The following is a 16873-nucleotide window of genomic DNA, read 5'->3' as shown; positions in this document are numbered from 1 at the left end:
GGTGCGGCTTTCGACCGGCATTGACTTCGTTCCTCGCACATCACGGGCTCATTGCCCAGAATTTTCTCGCGCGTCAGCAAACACGCCGCGATCCAGCGTATCGATTGGTCGGCAGTGTCGCGCGTCACGGTTTGCCAGTCCACCGTGAATACGCCCACCGTAGCATTTCAGTCGAGTGTCTGGCCGGCCGTCTAATTAGCGGAGCGGCTCGTGACCCCTGGGACCGCGCCCGGTCATCAACACTGGTGGCTCAGAGCACAGCCTCCATGAACAACGGCAGATTACTGACACTCGGGTGCCCGATCCACAAATATGCTCGGCCTACTGCGGCCAGGACACCCTTGGGGGCGCCGAGGAGAGGGGGAACGCGTGGATCCGAACTTCGGGTTTCTCGGCGACAGCCAGTTACCCCTCCTCCTCGACATACTGTCGCGGCGCAATCCTCGTCTATACGAGCACCTACGGCATGGGGGCACGGTGTCGCGGTCGGACGCGGACGAACTCGTCAATGCGCTCGGCGACGAATTGGCCACCAACATGGATGATGACTGGGAGCCCACCGAGGGCGGCCAGACGGTGAGCGCGCTTCCCGCGCATCTGAACGCGGTCAAGGTTGCCGAATGGCCGTGACGGAGCTGGGAATCAACGGCCGGCAGGTGGAGTCGGTGCTCGTCGAGTACACGGTGAGGTTCAAGCTGTCGGACGGCTACGTCCTCCTGATCGAGTCACCGTTCACCTTCAGCAGCCATGACCGGACTACGACATTGTCACCTGATGAAGATCCCGAGCAGTCCTTCCTGCCGCTGCGGCGACTGGCAGGGTTGACCATCGACGAGGCCTCCGTGGCCAGTACGGGATCGCTGCTCGTTCGGTTTCGTGACGGCACGCGGATTGAGATGCCGCCCGACGAGGCGTACGAGGCGTGGAACGTGTCGGGCCCGGATGGAGCGCTCGTGGTGTGCACGCCGGGAGGCGAATTGGCGATCTGGAGCGCAGGTTCCAGGTAATGATCGACTACGCGAAGTTCCCCGGTCTCGCCGGCGTCTACCTCGAAGACAGCTATGTTCTCGAGATCTCCGAGGCTCCCGGGCGGGTTGTCTTCTCTCTCGACGCAGTTCTGACACCTGAGAGTCCGGCGTACCGGGCGCCACGGCTGGGCGAGCAGTACTGCTATGCGGGTGCTCGTCTGGTCTTTCCGGACGTCGATCGGGTCGAATGGATCGACAGAACCGAGAACCATCTCAGCGACGCCGCAGGCGACAAGGATCTCGGCAATATCGATGTGCTGAACTTCGCCGGCGATTCGATTGTTGTGGAGGGTGATTGGGGTCGTGTCCGCATCCACGGGTCGACGCCGTACGTTGAACTGGAGGGTGGACGGTGACGTCCCGGCAGTGGCGACTGATACGCGCAGACGAGGCTGACCTGGTGCGAATGATCGTCGGTGCGTCCAACGTTCCCGACGGACATGCGCTACTCGAAGATATCGACGGTGCGCTCGTCTCTTCGTCGACGCCTTGGGTTCTCGACGTGAAGCGCTCACACGGCACCCCTGCTGCAACTCTCCCCGACGGCCCGTTTCCCGCGCGCGCCTTTGTATCGGTTGGTGCCGACTACCGGGGCGAAGTCCTCCTCTGGGTCACCGAAGGTCGAATCTCCGGCCTGGAATTCGCGTGGGTCAGTGACGATCCGCCAACCAGATGGCCGCGACGCGACGGGGTGGATGTGGTGCCGCATGAGGGCGAGAAGTGACTGCGGTCCAACGAGAATCGACAGGGAAGCACTCCGATTGGATCCGAAGATCAACGTCTACCCGACATCGCGGTGTACCTCGACTTGATCGACCGCTTCATCGGGCAAGCGATATCCGCTGAGACTTTCGCTGAGCGCTATCTCAAGGCCTTCAAGGCCGAACGACGAATACTCGGCGAACCCGTGTATCCCATCCTGCAGGAGTTGTTCGAGGATGCTGATGCGTATGTCGCTGACCCGAGCCTTCGGACCGACCCCGAAGATATCGACGACGAGCGGCTACTTGAATGCGCACAACGCACCAGAAGTACGCTGAGCGACTTGGGCTTTGGCTGAGTACACGCTGCCATCAAATGAGACCGAAGGCCTGCGCGAGCCACAGGCCGGGAACGAACACCACAAGAGTCAACGGGGCGGCGATCAGGCCGATCAGCATGCCGCGTCCGATTTGTCCCGGTGCGCCAGGTCGCGAATTCAATAGGGCGGCTATGGCGAGATCGATCACGAGCAGTGGCAGGACATAGATCGTCAGCAGAAACCACGGCAGAGTCAGCCAGACGGCGAACTCGACGACAAGGATGTTGATGAGCGCGGCCAGGAACGTGACGGCGCCGTATCTGGGCTTGAGCGTCGGTGCCGCAGGGTTATTCATCGCAGGACCCAAACTGCGTAGACGGCAACACCGACCACAACAATCGCGAATGCCCCAACGATGCTCACCGCTGCTCCCTGCGTGCGGGCCGTCGCTGATTGAGCGAGGATGAAGGCGGTAATGGCGCAGACGGAGAAGGTGGCGGCGAGGCCGACGAGCAGCAGAGGCACCGCACCTGTGCCAGGGAACCACCTGCCAAGCAACCAGGCAATGACGATGACGAACGCCAGGATCAGTTGCGTGATCAAGGGTGCCAGCCAGGTCGCGGTGGACCAGGCGCGAGAGTCCAAGCCGCACAGCCGCTCGATGATTGTCATGATGTCTGACTTTCAAATGTACGTGACGCCCGAAGGGAGCGGTGTCGGCGGGACACTCGGTGGACTCGTCGTGGGACCGAAGGCCGTCCACGGCAGCGGAGTTCGTACGTCGTACTCCGGGTTCCATCTCCCAGTATCAAAGGGAGCGAACGCATCACCTCCGACACCGACGTCGTGGTGCTGCGGAAGGTTGACCATAGGTCCCGTCGAGTTCCCCGCGACGGCGGGGTCGATAAGGGCGGTACGTGAGGAGCCGTCGGCGAAGTCCTGGTACACCTCCAGGGAGGGATAGTTGGTGCGCGTCCCGTCCACGCGGACCCCGTCATCGGTCGGGGTGAAGACGAGGTCACCGTTGACAGTCCACGGGTTGTTCTCCAGCGGCCAGGGCGGGTCTTTCGCGATACCCGGAGCGAACGGATTGGCTGCCTCGTACTGGATGCGGACGGCGCCGTCGTCGTTCTGCTGCACCACGGCATCGGGGACACTCACTTTGACCTGCCCCGGCCCACCGTCAGCAGTGAGTTCGACAGACGGATTCTGTCGCATCACCACTAGACCGTTCTCGTAATCGATGTAGGTGGTCACCTTGGTGTCAGCCGGATTGAAATGACGGTCGGACACGCGTCCATTGCCGAAATCTCGCTTCCATGGGCCGCTGATCACGTCGCGCTGCTCTATCCATTGCCCCGCACGGACCAGCCCCTGACCGGGCACCGGTTCGATTCGAACCACACGAATCTCAGCTGCGACATCATCGGTCTCCGGGTCATAACTGTGCGGATCGAGCACGGCTGCTGTCTGCCAGTCGATGGTCGACGACGGTTCCCGGCCAAAGACTTCCCGGAATGCGGCGGCTTCGTTAGCTCGGCGATCAGCGAAGTCCTCGGTTGTCCCGGGAGGCGACTGCACGAAGTCGACAGCTTGGATGTGGTGCCACGTCGCGTCCTCCTCGAGGTGGGCGTACTCAGCGCTGAGTGCGCGCACCCTGGCGCCGACAAACTCGAACCGGGTCCGGAACTCCTCGACGGTCTCGTTGACCGATTCCACGCCGGTCCTGGCAATCGCCACCAGCATCCGCTCCCGACTGGGTCCCGTCGGCACAGCCTCCGCGGCCGCCAGCGTCCACCACTTGATGTTGTCGAGCGCGCGGCGCCCTTCCGCGACCAATTGCGCTGCATGGGTAACACACGCGCCCACTTGCCGGTCGAGTTCGGCGAAGCGACCAATCGCGCGAGCGTGTCTATCGCTTGACTGGTCATACGCCGCTGCGGCGGGCCCCGACCACTGATCGCCGGCGCGGGCCGCCAGTACCGCGACCTGCACCTCCCGCAGCTGCGTGCTGCTCCGTTCGAACTGCTGTCCAGATTCGGGGTCGCCAGACCCGAAAGCGTCGCGTGCCGCGGACCACGCCGCCAGGAAACCGTCGAGCGCACTCACCGACCCAGTTTATGGTCGGAATCGGGGACCACTCTTCACCAATTCGGGCGGCTACGCCGGACTGCGCTGACGTAGTTCTCCGGATCGATCTGCTTCTCCCCCGACCAGCGGTAGGCAGTCAAGGCGCCACCCTTCACCGCGCTGAAGTCGACGCAGGCGGTGTAGTCGGTCCAGTCGTGCAGATACTTCGGTTCACCGGAGCGCCAGTAGTGGCCGTAGAACACCGGGACGGTATCGACGTACACGTGCGAACGGTGCGTCCCGGACACCTCGGTCTCAGGCAGCGGTGGGTAGGCGTTGCCGTCCGCGGTGGTGAACTTGCCGCCCATCTCGGCCAGGTCGCGCAGAGTGGCGGCCTCGGCGTTCCACCAGCGCACCCGCGCCGCGCCGCGAGGGTGGCCGTCCTTGTCGTGATAGGGATCCTGGCCGTGGTCGACGAGGCTGATCTCCGGCCCCTTCAGCAGCGTCTCGATTGCGACGTAGACGGGGTCGTCGGGAGTTGAGGCGCGCACCAGATGCTCGGTGGAGACGATCCGGTCACCGCCGAGCTCGCGTTGCAGCAGCGTGATGGACTCCTCGTGCCAGCAGGCGTGCACGACGCGGATGTCCCCCAGGTCGAGCCACAACGGCTGGGTCATGAACCAGGCCAGATAGTAGGCGCGCTGCTCGTCGGTCAGTTGCTCGAGGAAGGCTGCGTGCTGCTTCTCGTTCTTCGCGGCCCGCTCGTCGGTCGGGTCATCATGCGGTCGCAGGAACTTCCCCGGCTTGTCCGGCCACTCGACGGCGTACGCCATGGCGTTGAACTCGTGGTTCCCCAACACCATTCGCGCACTACCGCTGTCGACCATCGCCTTGACCGTCTGCAGCACCTGCAGCTGCTGCGGCCCCCGGTCGATCAGGTCACCGACGAAGATCGCTGAGCGCGTTGCGTGCCGGTAGGCACCGCCGGGCCCGGTCGGCGTGTAGCCGAGCGCATCGAGCAGGGCGATGAGTTCGGTACCGCAGCCGTGGACGTCACCGATGACGTCGTAGCCGGCAGTCTCGAGATATGCGGACATGGGGTCCCCCTTTCTGTCGCCTTTGGGCGCGTCGAAGCTTTGGGTCGGCGGGGCGTCCGCCGGAAGTCGAAGAGGGTGATTCCCGTCGCGCGGGAGACATCTTCAAGATAGCAACGCCCACCGACATGTCGCCGCGTCGGGTTATGCTGGCAGCAGCTCACGAGCGGACGGCTGTTCGGGTACCTGGCCCGCCGTCCCGGCAACCGCGCGACCACCGCACGGTGCCCCAGGAGAAGAGCGGGCACGCATCGGCGTGCAAGCGGTGGACACCCGAGGGTGGTGTCGCCAGAACGGCGAACAATGATCGAGACCCCATACAGCGCAACGGATGCTGCACTTCGTCAACGCATCACCGAGCTGTCGGTGCACATCCCGTGCGGCGGGATCCGTGGCCCGGTGCGCCGGGCGACCTCAGTGACCCCGATGCTGTGGCAGTCATGCGGCTGCGAGGACTTCCCGGTGAGGTGGGATCGGGAGTGGGCCGATGTGTCCCGCGACCACGACCTGTGCATCATCTGCTTCCGAGCGACGGCGGGCGGACCGTCCCGGTGGTCCTGGCTCGCCTGCGAGGACTGCCGGGCGGTCCACACCGCGGCCGCCAGGAGATGGGGGTTCGCGCCGTTCAAGCTGGGCCGCCACAGCATCATGAACGGCGTGAGCGTCCGGCTGAACGCCAGCCCGGACGTCCAGGCGCAGCAACTCGATCGACTCAAGGAGTTCGCACGCGGCGATGAGCATCTCCGCGAATGGCCGCAGCTCGAATATCGCAGACTGGCTGCGAGTTTCGACCCGCTGGCGGATGTTCCGTTACGTGTGTGGCAGGAGGTGCACCCGCCGGGACGAGACGCGTCCTTAGATGCGTTCGCTCGTCTGATCGGTCGTCAGTGACCGGTCAGGCCGGTCGCCGAAACACCTCGGCGGGTCGCCCGCGTCCCTTGCTGGCGAGGGTGCCGGTCGCGACGAGCTGGGGTTCCATGATGCGGCGGAACCAGTCCCGTTGCAGAGGATGCCCGGCGACTTGTTCGTGCGCGTAGCGCAGTTCGCGGATCGTGAAGTGGTCGCCGAGAAGGCCGTACGGGTCGGGTTTGTCGGCGTACTGGGCGCGGAGGTGGTCGAGGGCCCGGGCGATGATGTCGGCGTGGTCGTAGATGAGCCGGCCCGGCGAGTGCACCGGTACCAGACGCGTAACCTCCGGGAAGCGGGACTGCAGTCGGTCAGGGCGGACGACGTCGAGATGGGCGACCGACAAGACCCAGCCGCGGTCGTCACGGGTGGGGTCATCGAAGACGTGGAGCTGCCGCGGATGTAGGCCGCCGACATTGGCTTTCACGCGCAGCGACCGGTCGACCGCGTCGGCCAGAGTCTCGCCCTCGTGCAGGAACGTGCCGGGAAGTGCCCATCCCCTACCCGCCGCGCGGCGGACCTGCAGGACGAGGAGTCCGTCGTCCTCGTCGAGGGTGAACACGGCGGTGTCCACCGCGACCGACGGCCGCGGATAGTCGCCGAGCGACCGCCCCCTGCTGTCCCGGTATCCTGCCTCGTCCATGGTGCCAGCAGCCTACCTTGACACATTTAGCGCATTTCTGCTCTTATTGTTGTTCGGGAGGAGGCGGGATGACGGCACAAGAAGATCGGATCGAAGGGGTGCTGCTGGCGACGGCAGCGGGGGACGCGCTCGGGGCGCCCTACGAGTTCCAGCCGCCGCGCGCGCCGGAGCTCGAGGTGGCGATGGTCGGTGGCGGGGTGTGGGAGCCCGGTGAGTGGACCGATGACACCGCGATGGCGATCGCCATCGCGGAGGTGGCAGCGACGGGGGCCGATCTGCGAGACGAAGCCGCGCAGGACGCGATCGTCGAACGCTGGTTGGAGTGGTCGCACGACACCAAGGACATCGGTATTCAGACGCGGTCGGTACTTCGGGCTGCGGCGATCGGTGGGACAATTACCGCGCGGCGCGCGCGAACAGCGTCGAAAGACTTGCACAAGCAGTCCGGCCGCACCGCGGGGAATGGGTCGTTGATGCGCACCGCCCCCGTTGCGTTGGCCTACCTCGACGACGAGGACGCCATGGCGGAGGCCGCGCGGTCCATCAGCCAGTTGACGCACTTCGATCCGGATGCCGGCGACGCATGCGTGTTGTGGTGCAGCGCGATTCGTCATGCAGTTCTGACCGGTGAGCTCGACGTTCGGGTCGGGTTCCGCAATCTGGATTCTGAGCGGCGTGTGTTGTGGTCCGAGCGGATCGACGTGGCCGAGCGTTCGCGGCCGGCAGACTTCCCGAAGAACGGTTGGGTGGTGGCGGCTCTGCAGGCGGCCTGGTCAGCGATCGCGACCACACCTATCCCGGACGACGATCCCACAGCCGGCGTGTTCCGCGCCGACCACCTGCGCCTGGCGCTGGATGCCGCGGTGCGGGCCGGCTTCGACACTGACACCGTCGCCGCGATTGCGGGCGGTCTGCTCGGCGCGGCGTATGGTGCGTCAGCGGTTCCGCTGGAGTGGCGCACGATGTTGCATGGCTGGCCCGGGATCAGTGGACGCGGATTGGTGAAACTGGCCGGCGCGACTCCTCGTGCGGGTGTGCCGGATCGCTTCGACCCCAGCTACCACGGCTACCGCACCGATGCGCTCGTCCGACATCCCTACGACGACGGGGTGCTCCTGGGCGGGATCGGTGCGCTGCGCGCACTTCCCGACGATGTCGACGCGGTCGTTTCGCTGTGCCGCGTGGGCGACGACGTCGTGCCCCACGAGATCCCGCACGCCGAGGTTCGGTTGATCGATCGCGACGGCGTTGATGCGAACCCGCATCTCGACTACGTGTTGGTTGAGTCAGTGCGGGCGGTCGAGCGCTTCCGCTCCGAGGGGAAGACGGTGCTGCTGCACTGTGTCGAGGCTCAAAGCCGGACACCATCGGTCGCAGCGTTGTACGGGGCGCGCCTACGGGGAGTAAGCGCGGACGAAGCACTGGGCGCGGTCATGGGGGTACTTCCATGCGCTCGGCCGAATCGGGTCTTCCGCGAGGCATTGGCGCGGTTGGCTCCACCAGGTGCTCGGGTATAGACGTCGGCGTGGAAATGAGCACAACGGCGACAATTGCTTCTGGGTCGGAGACTCGCGGGCACTTGTCGACGAAGCTAAGGGGACCCGCTGGCACGTGGCGCGCCAGAAGAAGATAGGTGGATAGGGTGGCAGATTTCTCACGCCTATCAAATGACTGGACTAAATGGTCGCGCAGAATCGGACTGGCGAACATCTCGGTTTCCCCAACCGAAGACGGCAGCGCAATCGGATTCACCTCGGAGGACCAATCCTTTTATCTCAGAAATGACGGCGACTGGTGGACCATCGACGTCGTGAACGACCGGGGTCAGAGATATGAGGACACCGCGAAACTCTCCACATTCGACCTCGCCAAAAAATTTCTGATTTGGCGGTGGGGGTCCACCATGCGTGATGTACTCGGCGCCAGCGTATTTGGTCCTGAGATGTATAAGTTGGGCCGCAGTGCAGACGATGTGGTCGTGCCCACCGAAAACGAGTGGCTATTCGAACTACAGTCAGAGGCTGGCAGGGCTCGTCTCTCGGAGCCGCATGCGACGATTTTTAGTCATGTGATGTCGAAATCGCTTGATGAAATTGAGAAGATGATCGAGGTAGGCATCCAATAGTTCTCTCGGCTGAGTGTTTGGGCGGATTGCGGGCTAGTTGGTGGGGTTCCTGAAACCCGAGGGCTTTGCGACGTAGCGCCTCGAGCAGCAACGCACGCAGTCGGCTGGCAGCCAACGAGTTCGAGCAACGACGCCTGCGCGGGATCGTGGACAGCGGAACTACCATCCCAGACAGCGAGCGGGGACTCCTACGCCACTGCGGCGGCAAATGACTGGTACAGATCACCCGAGAGCGGCGTATCCAGCTCCCAGGTGATGGCCATGGGTTTCTCGCCGACGTGGCCGCGGTAGGTGGCGGGTCCGAGGAACCAGAAGGCGCGGTCATCGGCGCGTAGTCGGCAGAACAGCATGATCGACCGGCCGTCGCGTTCGTGCTGTCGGTAGCGCAGACCGGTGTCGCTGTCGGCGCGCGTGATCGACTGGCTTTCCCAATGGATCAACGTGGGGCTGATGGCGTAATCGCGGTAGCGGGTCGTCGGCGAAAACGCGCCGCTGCTCTTGTCGAGGGTGAAGGCCAACAGTTCAGCGATGGAGTCTCTGGCCTCGTACACGCCGGTCTGCCAGGGAGCGACCTTGGCGCCATCACCGATACCGAAGGCCGCCAGGATCTCGAGCCGGGAGTAGCGGGCATGCACCTGCAGCGGCACCTCGGGGTGATTATCGAGTGCACCGTGCAGATGGTCGATCCGATTATCGAGTTCCCGCAGCAGTTGGGATAGCTCAACACGTACCTGCGGATGGGCCCAAAGAAGGTTGACCGCGTCCTGTAGCGACATCTCCCTCGTCAGAACCTGGTCACCCAGACTTGCAACGAGCATCCGGATCAGGCGCCGTTGGCGCTCTGGGAGTCCGGAAACATCGACCGGAGTGGGCGATTCGAGGAGTGCCCGGTAGGTAGCGATCCGTTCGTCGTCGTCGATATGCAGGAGCCGGCCGAGCGCCTTGCGCAGCGGCTTCTCATGCTCCCCCGCCCGTTCCGTCGGTACACCGGCCGCCTCACACAAGTCCGACCATCCGCGCGAACCGTCATAGACATCGGGCAGGTCGAGGCCGGATTCGACGAGATACGTCGAGAGGGTGACGTCGGGATACTCTGCGTGAATCACCCGAAGTTCCTCGACGCGGGCGGGCCATCGCGTCGGAATCGCTTCCCTCAGACTGCGGAGCACGATCTCGGAGGCCTTGGCGTCAAGCTGCATGTAGCACCCTGCCGGCAGGAAGGGGAATCCTTGCTGGACTGCGCGTTCGATGTCGCGACGGGTGCCCCCGAGCAGTGCGCGGTAGCGCCGGTCGAAGCGGAACTCGCGGCGATGGGTGCCGACGAAGTCCAAGACCGTGCAGAAGGCCTTGCCCGTCGAACGCCGCAACCCGCGCCCGAGCTGCTGCAGAAACAGCGTGGGGCTCTCGGTGGGTCGCATCATGAGCACGGTGTCCACGGCGGGAACATCGACGCCTTCGTTGAAGAGGTCCACCGAAAAGACGACGCGAACATCGCCGGCGGCAAGGCTTTGCAGCGCCGCCTTGCGCTCTGTCGTCGGACTATCACCCCATACCGCTATGGCGGGCACCCCTGCCTTGTTGAAGTGCTTGGCCATGAATTTCGCGTGGTCGATGCTGACGCAGAAACCCAAAGCACGCATGGCGTTGTGATCGTCGGCGAGGCGGACCACCTCCTGGAGGACGGTGCGGGCCCAGGCGTCGGTGCTGGTGTAGAGACTGCTCAGGGCGTCGAGGTCATAGCCTTGACCGCGACGCCACGGAATCTCGGTGAGGTCCAGGCCGTCGTGGATGCCGAAGTACATGAACGGCGAAAGGCGCTGCTGGTCAATCGCATCCCACAATCGCAGCTCTGCGGCAATGCGGTCGTCGAACCAGTGCAGGATCGAAAGGTCGTCGCTGCGTTCGGGCGTGGCGGTAAGACCGAGCAGCTCGACGGGCTCGAGGTGGTCGAGGAGTTTGCGGTACGAGGGCGCTGCCGCGTGATGGAACTCGTCGACGATTACCACGTCGAAATGATCGGGTGCCAGGTCCTTGAGGTCGGCAGCGTTGAGGCTCTGCACCGAGGCAAAGACATGGTCGAAAAGTTGGGGGCGCGATCCGCCAATCCACTTCTCGCCGAATGAGGCGTCGCGCAGCGCATAACGGAACGTGGCTAGGCTCTGATCGAGGATTTCGTTCCGATGGGCGACGAACAACAGGCGTGCGCGTGGCAGCCTTTCCCGTAACCGCGCATAGTCAACGGCGGCCATGACGGTCTTGCCGGTGCCCGTGGCCGCGACGAGCAAGTTGCGGTGGTGGCCGCGCTCGCGTGAAAGTTCGATCTGCTCGAGGAGGCGTTCCTGGAATGGTTCGGGACGCAGCTCGATGGGGCTGAGGATGACGGTGGGGCCGGTATCGGTGCGCCCGGCGCGCTTCAGCGCTTCGTCGAACTGGGTTGGATCGTAGGGGACGAAGTCAACGCTCTGCCAGTAACTTTCGAATACTGCCTCAAACTTGGAGAGGATGTCAGGGTTACGGGCCGACGAGGCACGAACGTTCCATTCCAGGCCGGTCACCTGGGCGGAGTGGGTCAGGTTCGATGAGCCGACGTAGGCCGTGGAGAAACCGGATCGGCGATGAAAAATCCAGGACTTGGCGTGCAACCGAGTGGTGCTGAGGTCGTAGGAGATTTGAACGTCGGCGCCGAGGCCGACGAGTTGGTCGAGGGCAGCGCGTTCGGTGGAGCCGGTATAGGTCGTGGTGAGGACGCGAAACGGTCTACCGCGCTCACAGTGCCGGCGCAGTGACCCAAGGAGCGGGTTGATGCCGCTGCGGCGGATAAAGGCCATAACCACGTCGATCGCGTCAGCGGAGTCGATCTCCGCATCAAGCTGATTCAGCAGTCCCGGCTCACCGGGGGCATTGGTCAGCAGCGTGGTGTCCAGCAGTGGGATCAGCGGTTCCGCGATGGGTCGCGCCGTTCCATCCGGTCGCCGCTCGAGGATCGCGTGCAGGACTTCACCCGGGTCGATGGGCGTCTCCGCTGTGTCGACGGTGATGGTCTCGGCGAGCCGTGCGATGAGGGCCCTCGCGACTTCGATGCCGACCTCCACACGGCTGTCGTCACTGACCGCGGCCAGGGATTGCTCGATCTGCCGACTCAGATGCAGGGCGATCCGGTCCGCCGCTTCGGCTTTACGTAGTGGGCGCGTATTGCGAGCTGAGTTTTCGAGCGGAACGAGTTGTGTGCGCAGCGCCTCGGTGAGGAGCACCTCGTAGATTCCCGGGGCCATTTCTGTCACAGCTTCACCTTAGGAGGCGGTGGCGCCATCAGGAGCGCATCGGCGAGGAGCTACTAAGGAACTCAAACAAAAAGAACGTCCGCTGCCTCTTGCGAGAGGATAGCTGCAGGTGCAAGTCCACCAAGGAGAGCACGGGTGGCCACGGTGGCTCCCACTTCGCGGACGTGCGATAGCCTATTCGTCACCGTCGTCGCCGACCATGTCCTAAGTCAGGTCCGAATTGACCACCGCGAAACCGTGGCAAGCTCGGGCTGCTCGTAAACCATGTCCCGATGACGAACGGTCAAGCATGTCCTGAACCGATACGAATCAGCACCCGCCCGAAAGAGCCGAATGCGGTGTCTCATACTTCTGCAACCCATGCTTGACGCGTTGATACGGAAACTTGATAAACCTGCAATCGTGCGGGACTCCGCGCTATGGCCTATTCAATTCGAACCGGACGCGATACAGGAACCAATCGGTTCTCACACCCGTCTTCTCGGCTTGTATCTGGACAGCGTCCTCGAGTTCCTCGTCTGGTTGCCCGGTTACGATTATCAGTCTGGCTGCCCTGCCCTCCGATTCTGCCCGCGTTTTCAGTGCCCTCATGTACTTCGCGGCTTGTGCCACGATCCCCTGGTCGGGCTCTTCCGCTTTCAGCTCGATACCGACCAACTCTCGCGACTTCGTGTCGACAGCCAGCAGGTCGATTTTCGACCCCGGCGCGATCTGTTCCTCGTGCCCAATGATTCGAAGATTTTTCGTCGCTTGATTGAGAAAATTGTGGTTGAGCCACAAGAATCTGGACAGCTGACTTTCGATCTTGAACAGCTGCCGGGTGGGCTGCAAACCCTTGATCGAACGCTTAGCGTCAAAGAAATGGATGAGCGTTTCGGGTGTGTTAGCCGGGTCTAGCAGTTCGGGGCTGAAGTCAACACCCTCCTCTCGAAGTCGTTCGCTCAACTTCTCAAGAAAGTTTGTTGACGTTCGTGCGTACCCCGCTTCACGAACAAGCACACGAAGTTAGCTCTTCGGCATGTGCCTCAGTAACCGCGTCGTGGGCGGTACGGCCTCGACGCGTTGACAGGTTTTTCTCACGAGGCGTTCGAGCCGATCCTCCCGAGTCAGTCGCTTTGCCAACGCTCGCCTCCATCAACGACATATTCAACCGCCGTACCTTCGTTCACCACGCGGCCGCTGAGCCGAGTTCTATCACGAGCTCGCTGCGCAGAATCAGATAAGCGCAGATATACCTCTACTGGAAAACTCAACTAGTACGGTAAGTCCTCAGTGTCGAATTGAATCGCCCCGGGTTTGATGCACACCGGTTATTGGTGCGCAGCCTCTGAGTGGGCTGCGTTCGTAGCGTAATGGACGGTCTCGTAGTCGATGGGTGGGATGCGGCCCAGGCGGTGCATGAGCCGGTCGGTGTTGTACCAGTGCACCCACTCGGCGGTGAGCAGTTCGACGTCGGTCAGGCGGTGCAGAGGGCCTCGCCGAAACGGTGAGTCCTCCCGGACGGCTTCGGTCTTGTACAGCCCTATCGTCGTCTCCGCCAAGGCGTTGTCGAAAGCATCCCCGACCGTGCCGATCGAGGCCACCAGGCCGGACAGGGCCAGGGTTTCCCCGAACCGCACAGACGTGTACTGGGACCCGGCATCGCTATGGTGAATGGTATTTCCCAACAGCGGATTACCTTCATTGACGCGGAGTTGTGCGGCGTGGCGGATCGCTTGGCGGACAAACCTGTCCTCTTTGCTGGCCGAGCAGGTCCACCCGACGATCCGGCCCGCGTAGGCATCGACGGCGAACGCGGTGTAGACGAACGCTCCGCTGGACAGTCGGACGTAGGTGAAGTCCGCCACCAGCAGCACGTTGGGCGCCGGCACCCGGAACTGGCGTTTCACCAGATCAGCGGCCCGCGCCGCCGCCGGATCAACAATGGTGGTGCGGACCTTCTTGCGCCGGCGCACACCTTGCCAACCCTGGGACCGCATCAACCGCTCCACGGTGCAGCGAGCCACCGTGATGCCCCGGCGCTGCAGGTGAGCCCACATCTTCGTGGCGCCGTAGAGCGACTCGGGCTTGCGTCGTCCGTGCTCGCCGGGCTCGTAGTAGCCGGCCAGCACCTCGGTGATGACCGTGTCCCACAGTGCCCGCGCTGACGGGGGACGAGCCAGCCACGCATAGAAGGTTCTCGGGGCAATCTGGCAGCCGTGCTCGGTGAGCACCCGGCAGATCGAAGCGACCCCGAACCGAGCACGATGCTCGGCAATGAACGCACAGATCAGCGGTGTCGCGGGTCGCTCTCCCGCACGAAGAAACTTGTTGCTGCCTTGAGGATTTCGATGGTTTCTTCAAGCTCGCGGTTCTTGCGCTTGAGTTCACGTAACTCACGGGCGGCGTCGGTCGGCAACCCGTCACGGACCCCGGTGTCGACCTCGGACTGGTTGACCCACCGGCGCATCGTTTCGTAGGACACTCCCAGCCGCTTGGCGACTGCGGTGATGCACGCCGTGCGGGTGTCGTACTCCTCGGCATGGTCGATGACCAACCGCACCGCTCGGGCCTTGAACTCGTCGTCGTACTTCTTCGGCATGATGCGGACAACCTTCCCTCGAAAGAAGGTGTGCATCAAACCCGGGGTGGTTCAAATGGCGGTGAGCATCGGTCAATCACGCGGCGGGCGCAGCCAACGGGAGGGAATCCATGAAGATCGTCTTCTTGCACGGAATTGGTGACGGTGATCCCAAGTACTCATGGCTGGACGGACTGAACCGGGGACTTGCCCAAGCCGGCCATGACCCGATCGAGCGCGAACAAGTCATCGCACCGCGCTACTCCTCGTACCTCAGGACGGAAGGCCGCTCTGGCAAGCTTCCGCCTGTAACCTACAGAGCGAAGGACGACCATTCTTCGCGCCAGGAATTCGAGCGTAGGCAAGCTCATGTGCAGCGACTGCTCCGGATTCAGCACGGGGTCAGGACGTTCGGGTTCAATCTGATACCCACCCCTGTTTGGGAATTCGCGCCTGAGTTCATCTTTGGTCACGCGCCATTCATGGATCTCGACCAGGTACGGCGATACGTCCGCGATGACAAGGTTCGGGCGGACGTTATGAACCACATCATCGACCACCTGCCGTCCTACGGCGACGTCATCCTCATCGCCCACAGCCTCGGGTCCGTCATCGCAATTGACCTACTCGACCACCTTCCAGAGAACCTCCATGTACGTCGATTCATCACGATCGGAAGCCCAGCGAATATTCGCGCTCTCCACGAAGGCGGTGAGCGGCTGCTAAAGAAATTCCCCTACTCGCGCGTTGATGACTGGTCGAACTTCCTCAATGTCCGTGACATCGTCACCGGCGGGCGCGGTCTCGCTAGTACATTCCCTGGAGCACAGGACTTCCTACTCACGACGATCAGCGGCCACGATGCCGCCACCTATTTAGGTGAATCGTCCGTCTCAGCACTTGTCGCTGACGTTCTCTATCCCACTAAGGATGTGGCACGGGCACCGGCTGAAATTGCTGTACGTATGGGGGACGGTGAGGCCTCGATGCTTCTGCTCCAACATTTTGCGGAAGCTGTCGCCAACAACATCAAGGATGAAGGGGTTAGGTCTCGCTATCGCGCTGCGCTGCGCATCCTCCGCGATGACGTAGCGGCCCAGCTGCTGCAGGATGGCGGTCAACTCCTCTCTCCCGAGATGCTGGAGCTAGCCAACGGCGGCCTCCCGCGTCTGCCCCATCGCTGGGAGATCCATGAGGCCGTCGGCGAACTAGTTGTTCTCGCTCTGACCAATCCGGTCACGCCTTATGACATCGACCCCGGTGCGGCTGTACCACTTGCACTGCCGACGGTCACGTAATTCCTCAGGGGTTGCCGTCACGTAATTCCTCATGTTCGGGCCCTGCTGTGGTGAGGGTAGCGGGCGGTGCGGAGGGTTGTCAGGTGGTGGCGGGTCCGGGTCGTTTCCGGGGTCGGTAGGACGGTCCGTCCATTAGGACTTGGTGGCTGGTGTTGATCAGTCGGTCGAGTAGCGATTCAGCGACGACCGGGTTCGGGAACAGCGGATACCAGTCCTTCGGGGCCCGGTTGCTGGTCAAAATCAACGGTTTGCCGGCGATGGCCCGATCAGAAACGAGGTCGTAGAGATCGTCGCTCTGGGTAGGGGTGTGCTCGCGCATCGCGAAATCATCGACAATCAGCACGAGTGGGCGGGTGTATTCGCGCATGCGTTGGCCGATGGTGCGGTCGGCGTGGCCACCGGCCAGATCGGCGAGCATGCGGGAGCATTTGACGAAGCGGATGTCGCCGCCTCGGCGGGCGACTTGATGTCCAAGCGCTTGTGCCACATGGGTTTTGCCGACCCCGACCGGCCCGAGAGGATCACCGACTCCCCGGCGTCGAGCCAGCGCAGCGCGGCCAGGTCCCGCAGCATCGCCGCCGGCAGTTTCGGGCTGACGGTGAAGTCGAAGTCGTCGAAGGTGTTGGGTTGCTCGAAGCGGGCGCGGCGGACTCGCCGCGCCAGCGCGGCTGATTCGCGGCGGCCGATCTCGTCTTCGCAGAGCACCTGCAGAAACTCCAGGTGCCCCAGTTTGCCGTCACGGGTTTGGGCCAGACGGGCGTCGAGGGTGTCGAGCATGCCGGTCAATTTCAGGGTCTTCAACGCAGCCCGCAGGCTCGGGTCATGAACAGTCACAACAGTCTCTTCC

At 63.3% G+C, this 16873-nt stretch carries 17 protein-coding genes, 1 pseudogene and 1 riboswitch; of the genes and pseudogenes, 9 read left to right on the top strand and 9 right to left on the bottom strand.

Annotation, left to right across the window (positions count from 1 at the left end):
- The first annotated feature begins 369 nt into the window (after positions 1-369).
- The 5 genes from ACAG25_RS07860 to ACAG25_RS07840 all read left to right on the top strand — a co-directional run bounded on the left by ACAG25_RS07860 (position 370) and on the right by ACAG25_RS07840 (position 2088).
- Positions 370-630 (top strand): hypothetical protein, encoded by a 261-nt coding sequence (locus ACAG25_RS07860; protein ID WP_370487798.1) that lies wholly within the window; start codon positions 370-372, stop codon positions 628-630.
- Positions 621-1007: a DUF6188 family protein gene (locus ACAG25_RS07855; RefSeq protein WP_370487797.1), complete on the top strand. Its 387-nt coding sequence runs from the start codon at positions 621-623 to the stop codon at positions 1005-1007. The genes ACAG25_RS07860 and ACAG25_RS07855 overlap by 10 nt, the downstream gene beginning before the upstream one ends.
- Positions 1007-1384, top strand: a complete 378-nt coding sequence (locus ACAG25_RS07850; RefSeq protein WP_370487796.1) for a hypothetical protein — start codon at positions 1007-1009, stop codon at positions 1382-1384. The genes ACAG25_RS07855 and ACAG25_RS07850 overlap by 1 nt, the downstream gene beginning before the upstream one ends.
- 50 nt (positions 1385-1434) lie before the next feature.
- Entirely contained in the window at positions 1435-1752 is a 318-nt protein-coding gene (locus ACAG25_RS07845) for a hypothetical protein (protein ID WP_370488082.1), read from the top strand.
- Positions 1753-1836: 84 nt separating this feature from the next.
- Complete coding sequence (locus ACAG25_RS07840; RefSeq protein WP_370487795.1) at positions 1837-2088, top strand: colicin immunity domain-containing protein; 252 nt, start codon at positions 1837-1839, stop codon at positions 2086-2088.
- A 13-nt stretch (positions 2089-2101) separates the two neighbouring features.
- Here ACAG25_RS07840 and ACAG25_RS07835 read toward each other — a convergent pair whose 3' ends face one another.
- Genes ACAG25_RS07835 through ACAG25_RS07820 form a run of 4 tightly spaced genes read right to left on the bottom strand, consistent with a single transcriptional unit; the run spans position 2102 to position 5216 of the window.
- A complete protein-coding gene (locus ACAG25_RS07835) occupies positions 2102-2404 on the bottom strand; it encodes a hypothetical protein (RefSeq protein WP_370487794.1) in 303 nt (100 codons plus the stop codon).
- Positions 2401-2721, bottom strand: a complete 321-nt coding sequence (locus ACAG25_RS07830) for a hypothetical protein (RefSeq protein ID WP_370487793.1) — start codon at positions 2719-2721, stop codon at positions 2401-2403. Before ACAG25_RS07830 ends, ACAG25_RS07835 begins: the two co-directional genes overlap by 4 nt.
- A gap of 12 nt (positions 2722-2733) precedes the next feature.
- Entirely contained in the window at positions 2734-4158 is a 1425-nt protein-coding gene (locus ACAG25_RS07825) for an EspA/EspE family type VII secretion system effector (protein WP_370487792.1), read from the bottom strand.
- Positions 4159-4193: 35 nt separating this feature from the next.
- The gene (locus ACAG25_RS07820; protein ID WP_370487791.1) at positions 4194-5216 is read right to left on the bottom strand and encodes a metallophosphoesterase; all 1023 of its coding nucleotides are present in this window, start codon (positions 5214-5216) and stop codon (positions 4194-4196) included.
- 155 nt (positions 5217-5371) lie between these two features.
- Positions 5372-5484, top strand: a riboswitch (SAM riboswitch).
- A 32-nt stretch (positions 5485-5516) separates the two neighbouring features.
- Here ACAG25_RS07820 and ACAG25_RS07815 point away from each other — a divergent pair.
- Positions 5517-6104: a hypothetical protein gene (locus ACAG25_RS07815; RefSeq protein WP_370487790.1), complete on the top strand. Its 588-nt coding sequence runs from the start codon at positions 5517-5519 to the stop codon at positions 6102-6104.
- Positions 6105-6108: 4 nt separating this feature from the next.
- Here ACAG25_RS07815 and ACAG25_RS07810 read toward each other — a convergent pair whose 3' ends face one another.
- Positions 6109-6762, bottom strand: coding sequence for an NUDIX domain-containing protein (locus ACAG25_RS07810; RefSeq protein ID WP_370487789.1), 654 nt, complete (start codon positions 6760-6762; stop codon positions 6109-6111).
- Positions 6763-6830: 68 nt separating this feature from the next.
- On the opposite strand from ACAG25_RS07810, the gene ACAG25_RS07805 reads away from it, so the two are divergent.
- Together ACAG25_RS07805 and ACAG25_RS07800 are read left to right on the top strand one after the other, a co-directional pair.
- A complete protein-coding gene (locus ACAG25_RS07805) occupies positions 6831-8279 on the top strand; it encodes an ADP-ribosylglycohydrolase family protein (RefSeq protein ID WP_370487788.1) in 1449 nt (482 codons plus the stop codon).
- Positions 8280-8404: 125 nt separating this feature from the next.
- Positions 8405-8887, top strand: coding sequence for a hypothetical protein (locus ACAG25_RS07800; protein ID WP_370487787.1), 483 nt, complete (start codon positions 8405-8407; stop codon positions 8885-8887).
- Between the two features lie 188 nt (positions 8888-9075).
- On the opposite strand, the gene ACAG25_RS07795 is transcribed toward ACAG25_RS07800, so the two are convergent.
- The 3 genes from ACAG25_RS07795 to ACAG25_RS07785 form a co-directional block, all read right to left on the bottom strand.
- Positions 9076-12159, bottom strand: coding sequence for a DUF3427 domain-containing protein (locus tag ACAG25_RS07795; protein WP_370488081.1), 3084 nt, complete (start codon positions 12157-12159; stop codon positions 9076-9078).
- Between the two features lie 426 nt (positions 12160-12585).
- Positions 12586-13113 carry a hypothetical protein gene (locus tag ACAG25_RS07790; protein WP_370487786.1) on the bottom strand — a complete coding sequence of 176 codons (528 nt, stop codon included), beginning with the start codon at positions 13111-13113 and terminating at the stop codon, positions 12586-12588.
- Positions 13114-13478: 365 nt separating this feature from the next.
- Positions 13479-14749, bottom strand: a protein-coding gene (locus tag ACAG25_RS07785) for an IS3 family transposase (RefSeq protein WP_370487785.1) whose coding sequence is annotated in 2 segments (ribosomal slippage) — positions 13479-14476 and positions 14476-14749 — 1272 coding nt in all. Because the reading frame shifts where the segments join, the coding sequence is not laid out codon by codon here.
- A 110-nt stretch (positions 14750-14859) separates the two neighbouring features.
- Between ACAG25_RS07785 and ACAG25_RS07780 the strand changes: the two genes are divergently transcribed.
- The gene (locus tag ACAG25_RS07780; protein ID WP_370487784.1) at positions 14860-16026 is read left to right on the top strand and encodes a hypothetical protein; all 1167 of its coding nucleotides are present in this window, start codon (positions 14860-14862) and stop codon (positions 16024-16026) included.
- Positions 16027-16105: 79 nt separating this feature from the next.
- Here ACAG25_RS07780 and istB read toward each other — a convergent pair.
- Positions 16106-16803 (bottom strand): annotated as a pseudogene (gene istB / locus ACAG25_RS07775) (IS21-like element helper ATPase IstB).
- Positions 16804-16873 lie beyond the last annotated feature (70 nt).

The sequence above is a fragment of the Mycobacterium sp. pV006 genome (assembly GCF_041287115.1).
Taxonomy (GTDB): Bacteria; Actinomycetota; Actinomycetes; order Mycobacteriales; family Mycobacteriaceae; genus Mycobacterium.
This window is presented reverse-complemented; position numbering and strand designations above follow the sequence as displayed.

Excerpts from the sequence above, each read along its gene's own strand:
- ACAG25_RS07855 (WP_370487797.1), top strand. The coding sequence starts at position 621 with ATGGCCGTGACGGAGCTGGGAATCAACGGCCGGCAGGTGGAGTCGGTG.
- ACAG25_RS07780 (WP_370487784.1), top strand. The coding sequence starts at position 14,860 with ATGAAGATCGTCTTCTTGCACGGAATTGGTGACGGTGATCCCAAGTAC.
- ACAG25_RS07810 (WP_370487789.1), bottom strand. The coding sequence starts at position 6,762 with ATGGACGAGGCAGGATACCGGGACAGCAGGGGGCGGTCGCTCGGCGAC.
- ACAG25_RS07850 (WP_370487796.1), top strand. The coding sequence starts at position 1,007 with ATGATCGACTACGCGAAGTTCCCCGGTCTCGCCGGCGTCTACCTCGAA.
- ACAG25_RS07820 (WP_370487791.1), bottom strand. The coding sequence starts at position 5,216 with ATGTCCGCATATCTCGAGACTGCCGGCTACGACGTCATCGGTGACGTC.
- ACAG25_RS07845 (WP_370488082.1), top strand. The coding sequence starts at position 1,435 with ATGATCGTCGGTGCGTCCAACGTTCCCGACGGACATGCGCTACTCGAA.
- ACAG25_RS07830 (WP_370487793.1), bottom strand. The coding sequence starts at position 2,721 with ATGACAATCATCGAGCGGCTGTGCGGCTTGGACTCTCGCGCCTGGTCC.
- ACAG25_RS07805 (WP_370487788.1), top strand. The coding sequence starts at position 6,831 with ATGACGGCACAAGAAGATCGGATCGAAGGGGTGCTGCTGGCGACGGCA.
- ACAG25_RS07815 (WP_370487790.1), top strand. The coding sequence starts at position 5,517 with ATGATCGAGACCCCATACAGCGCAACGGATGCTGCACTTCGTCAACGC.
- ACAG25_RS07795 (WP_370488081.1), bottom strand. The coding sequence starts at position 12,159 with ATGGCCCCGGGAATCTACGAGGTGCTCCTCACCGAGGCGCTGCGCACA.
- ACAG25_RS07835 (WP_370487794.1), bottom strand. The coding sequence starts at position 2,404 with ATGAATAACCCTGCGGCACCGACGCTCAAGCCCAGATACGGCGCCGTC.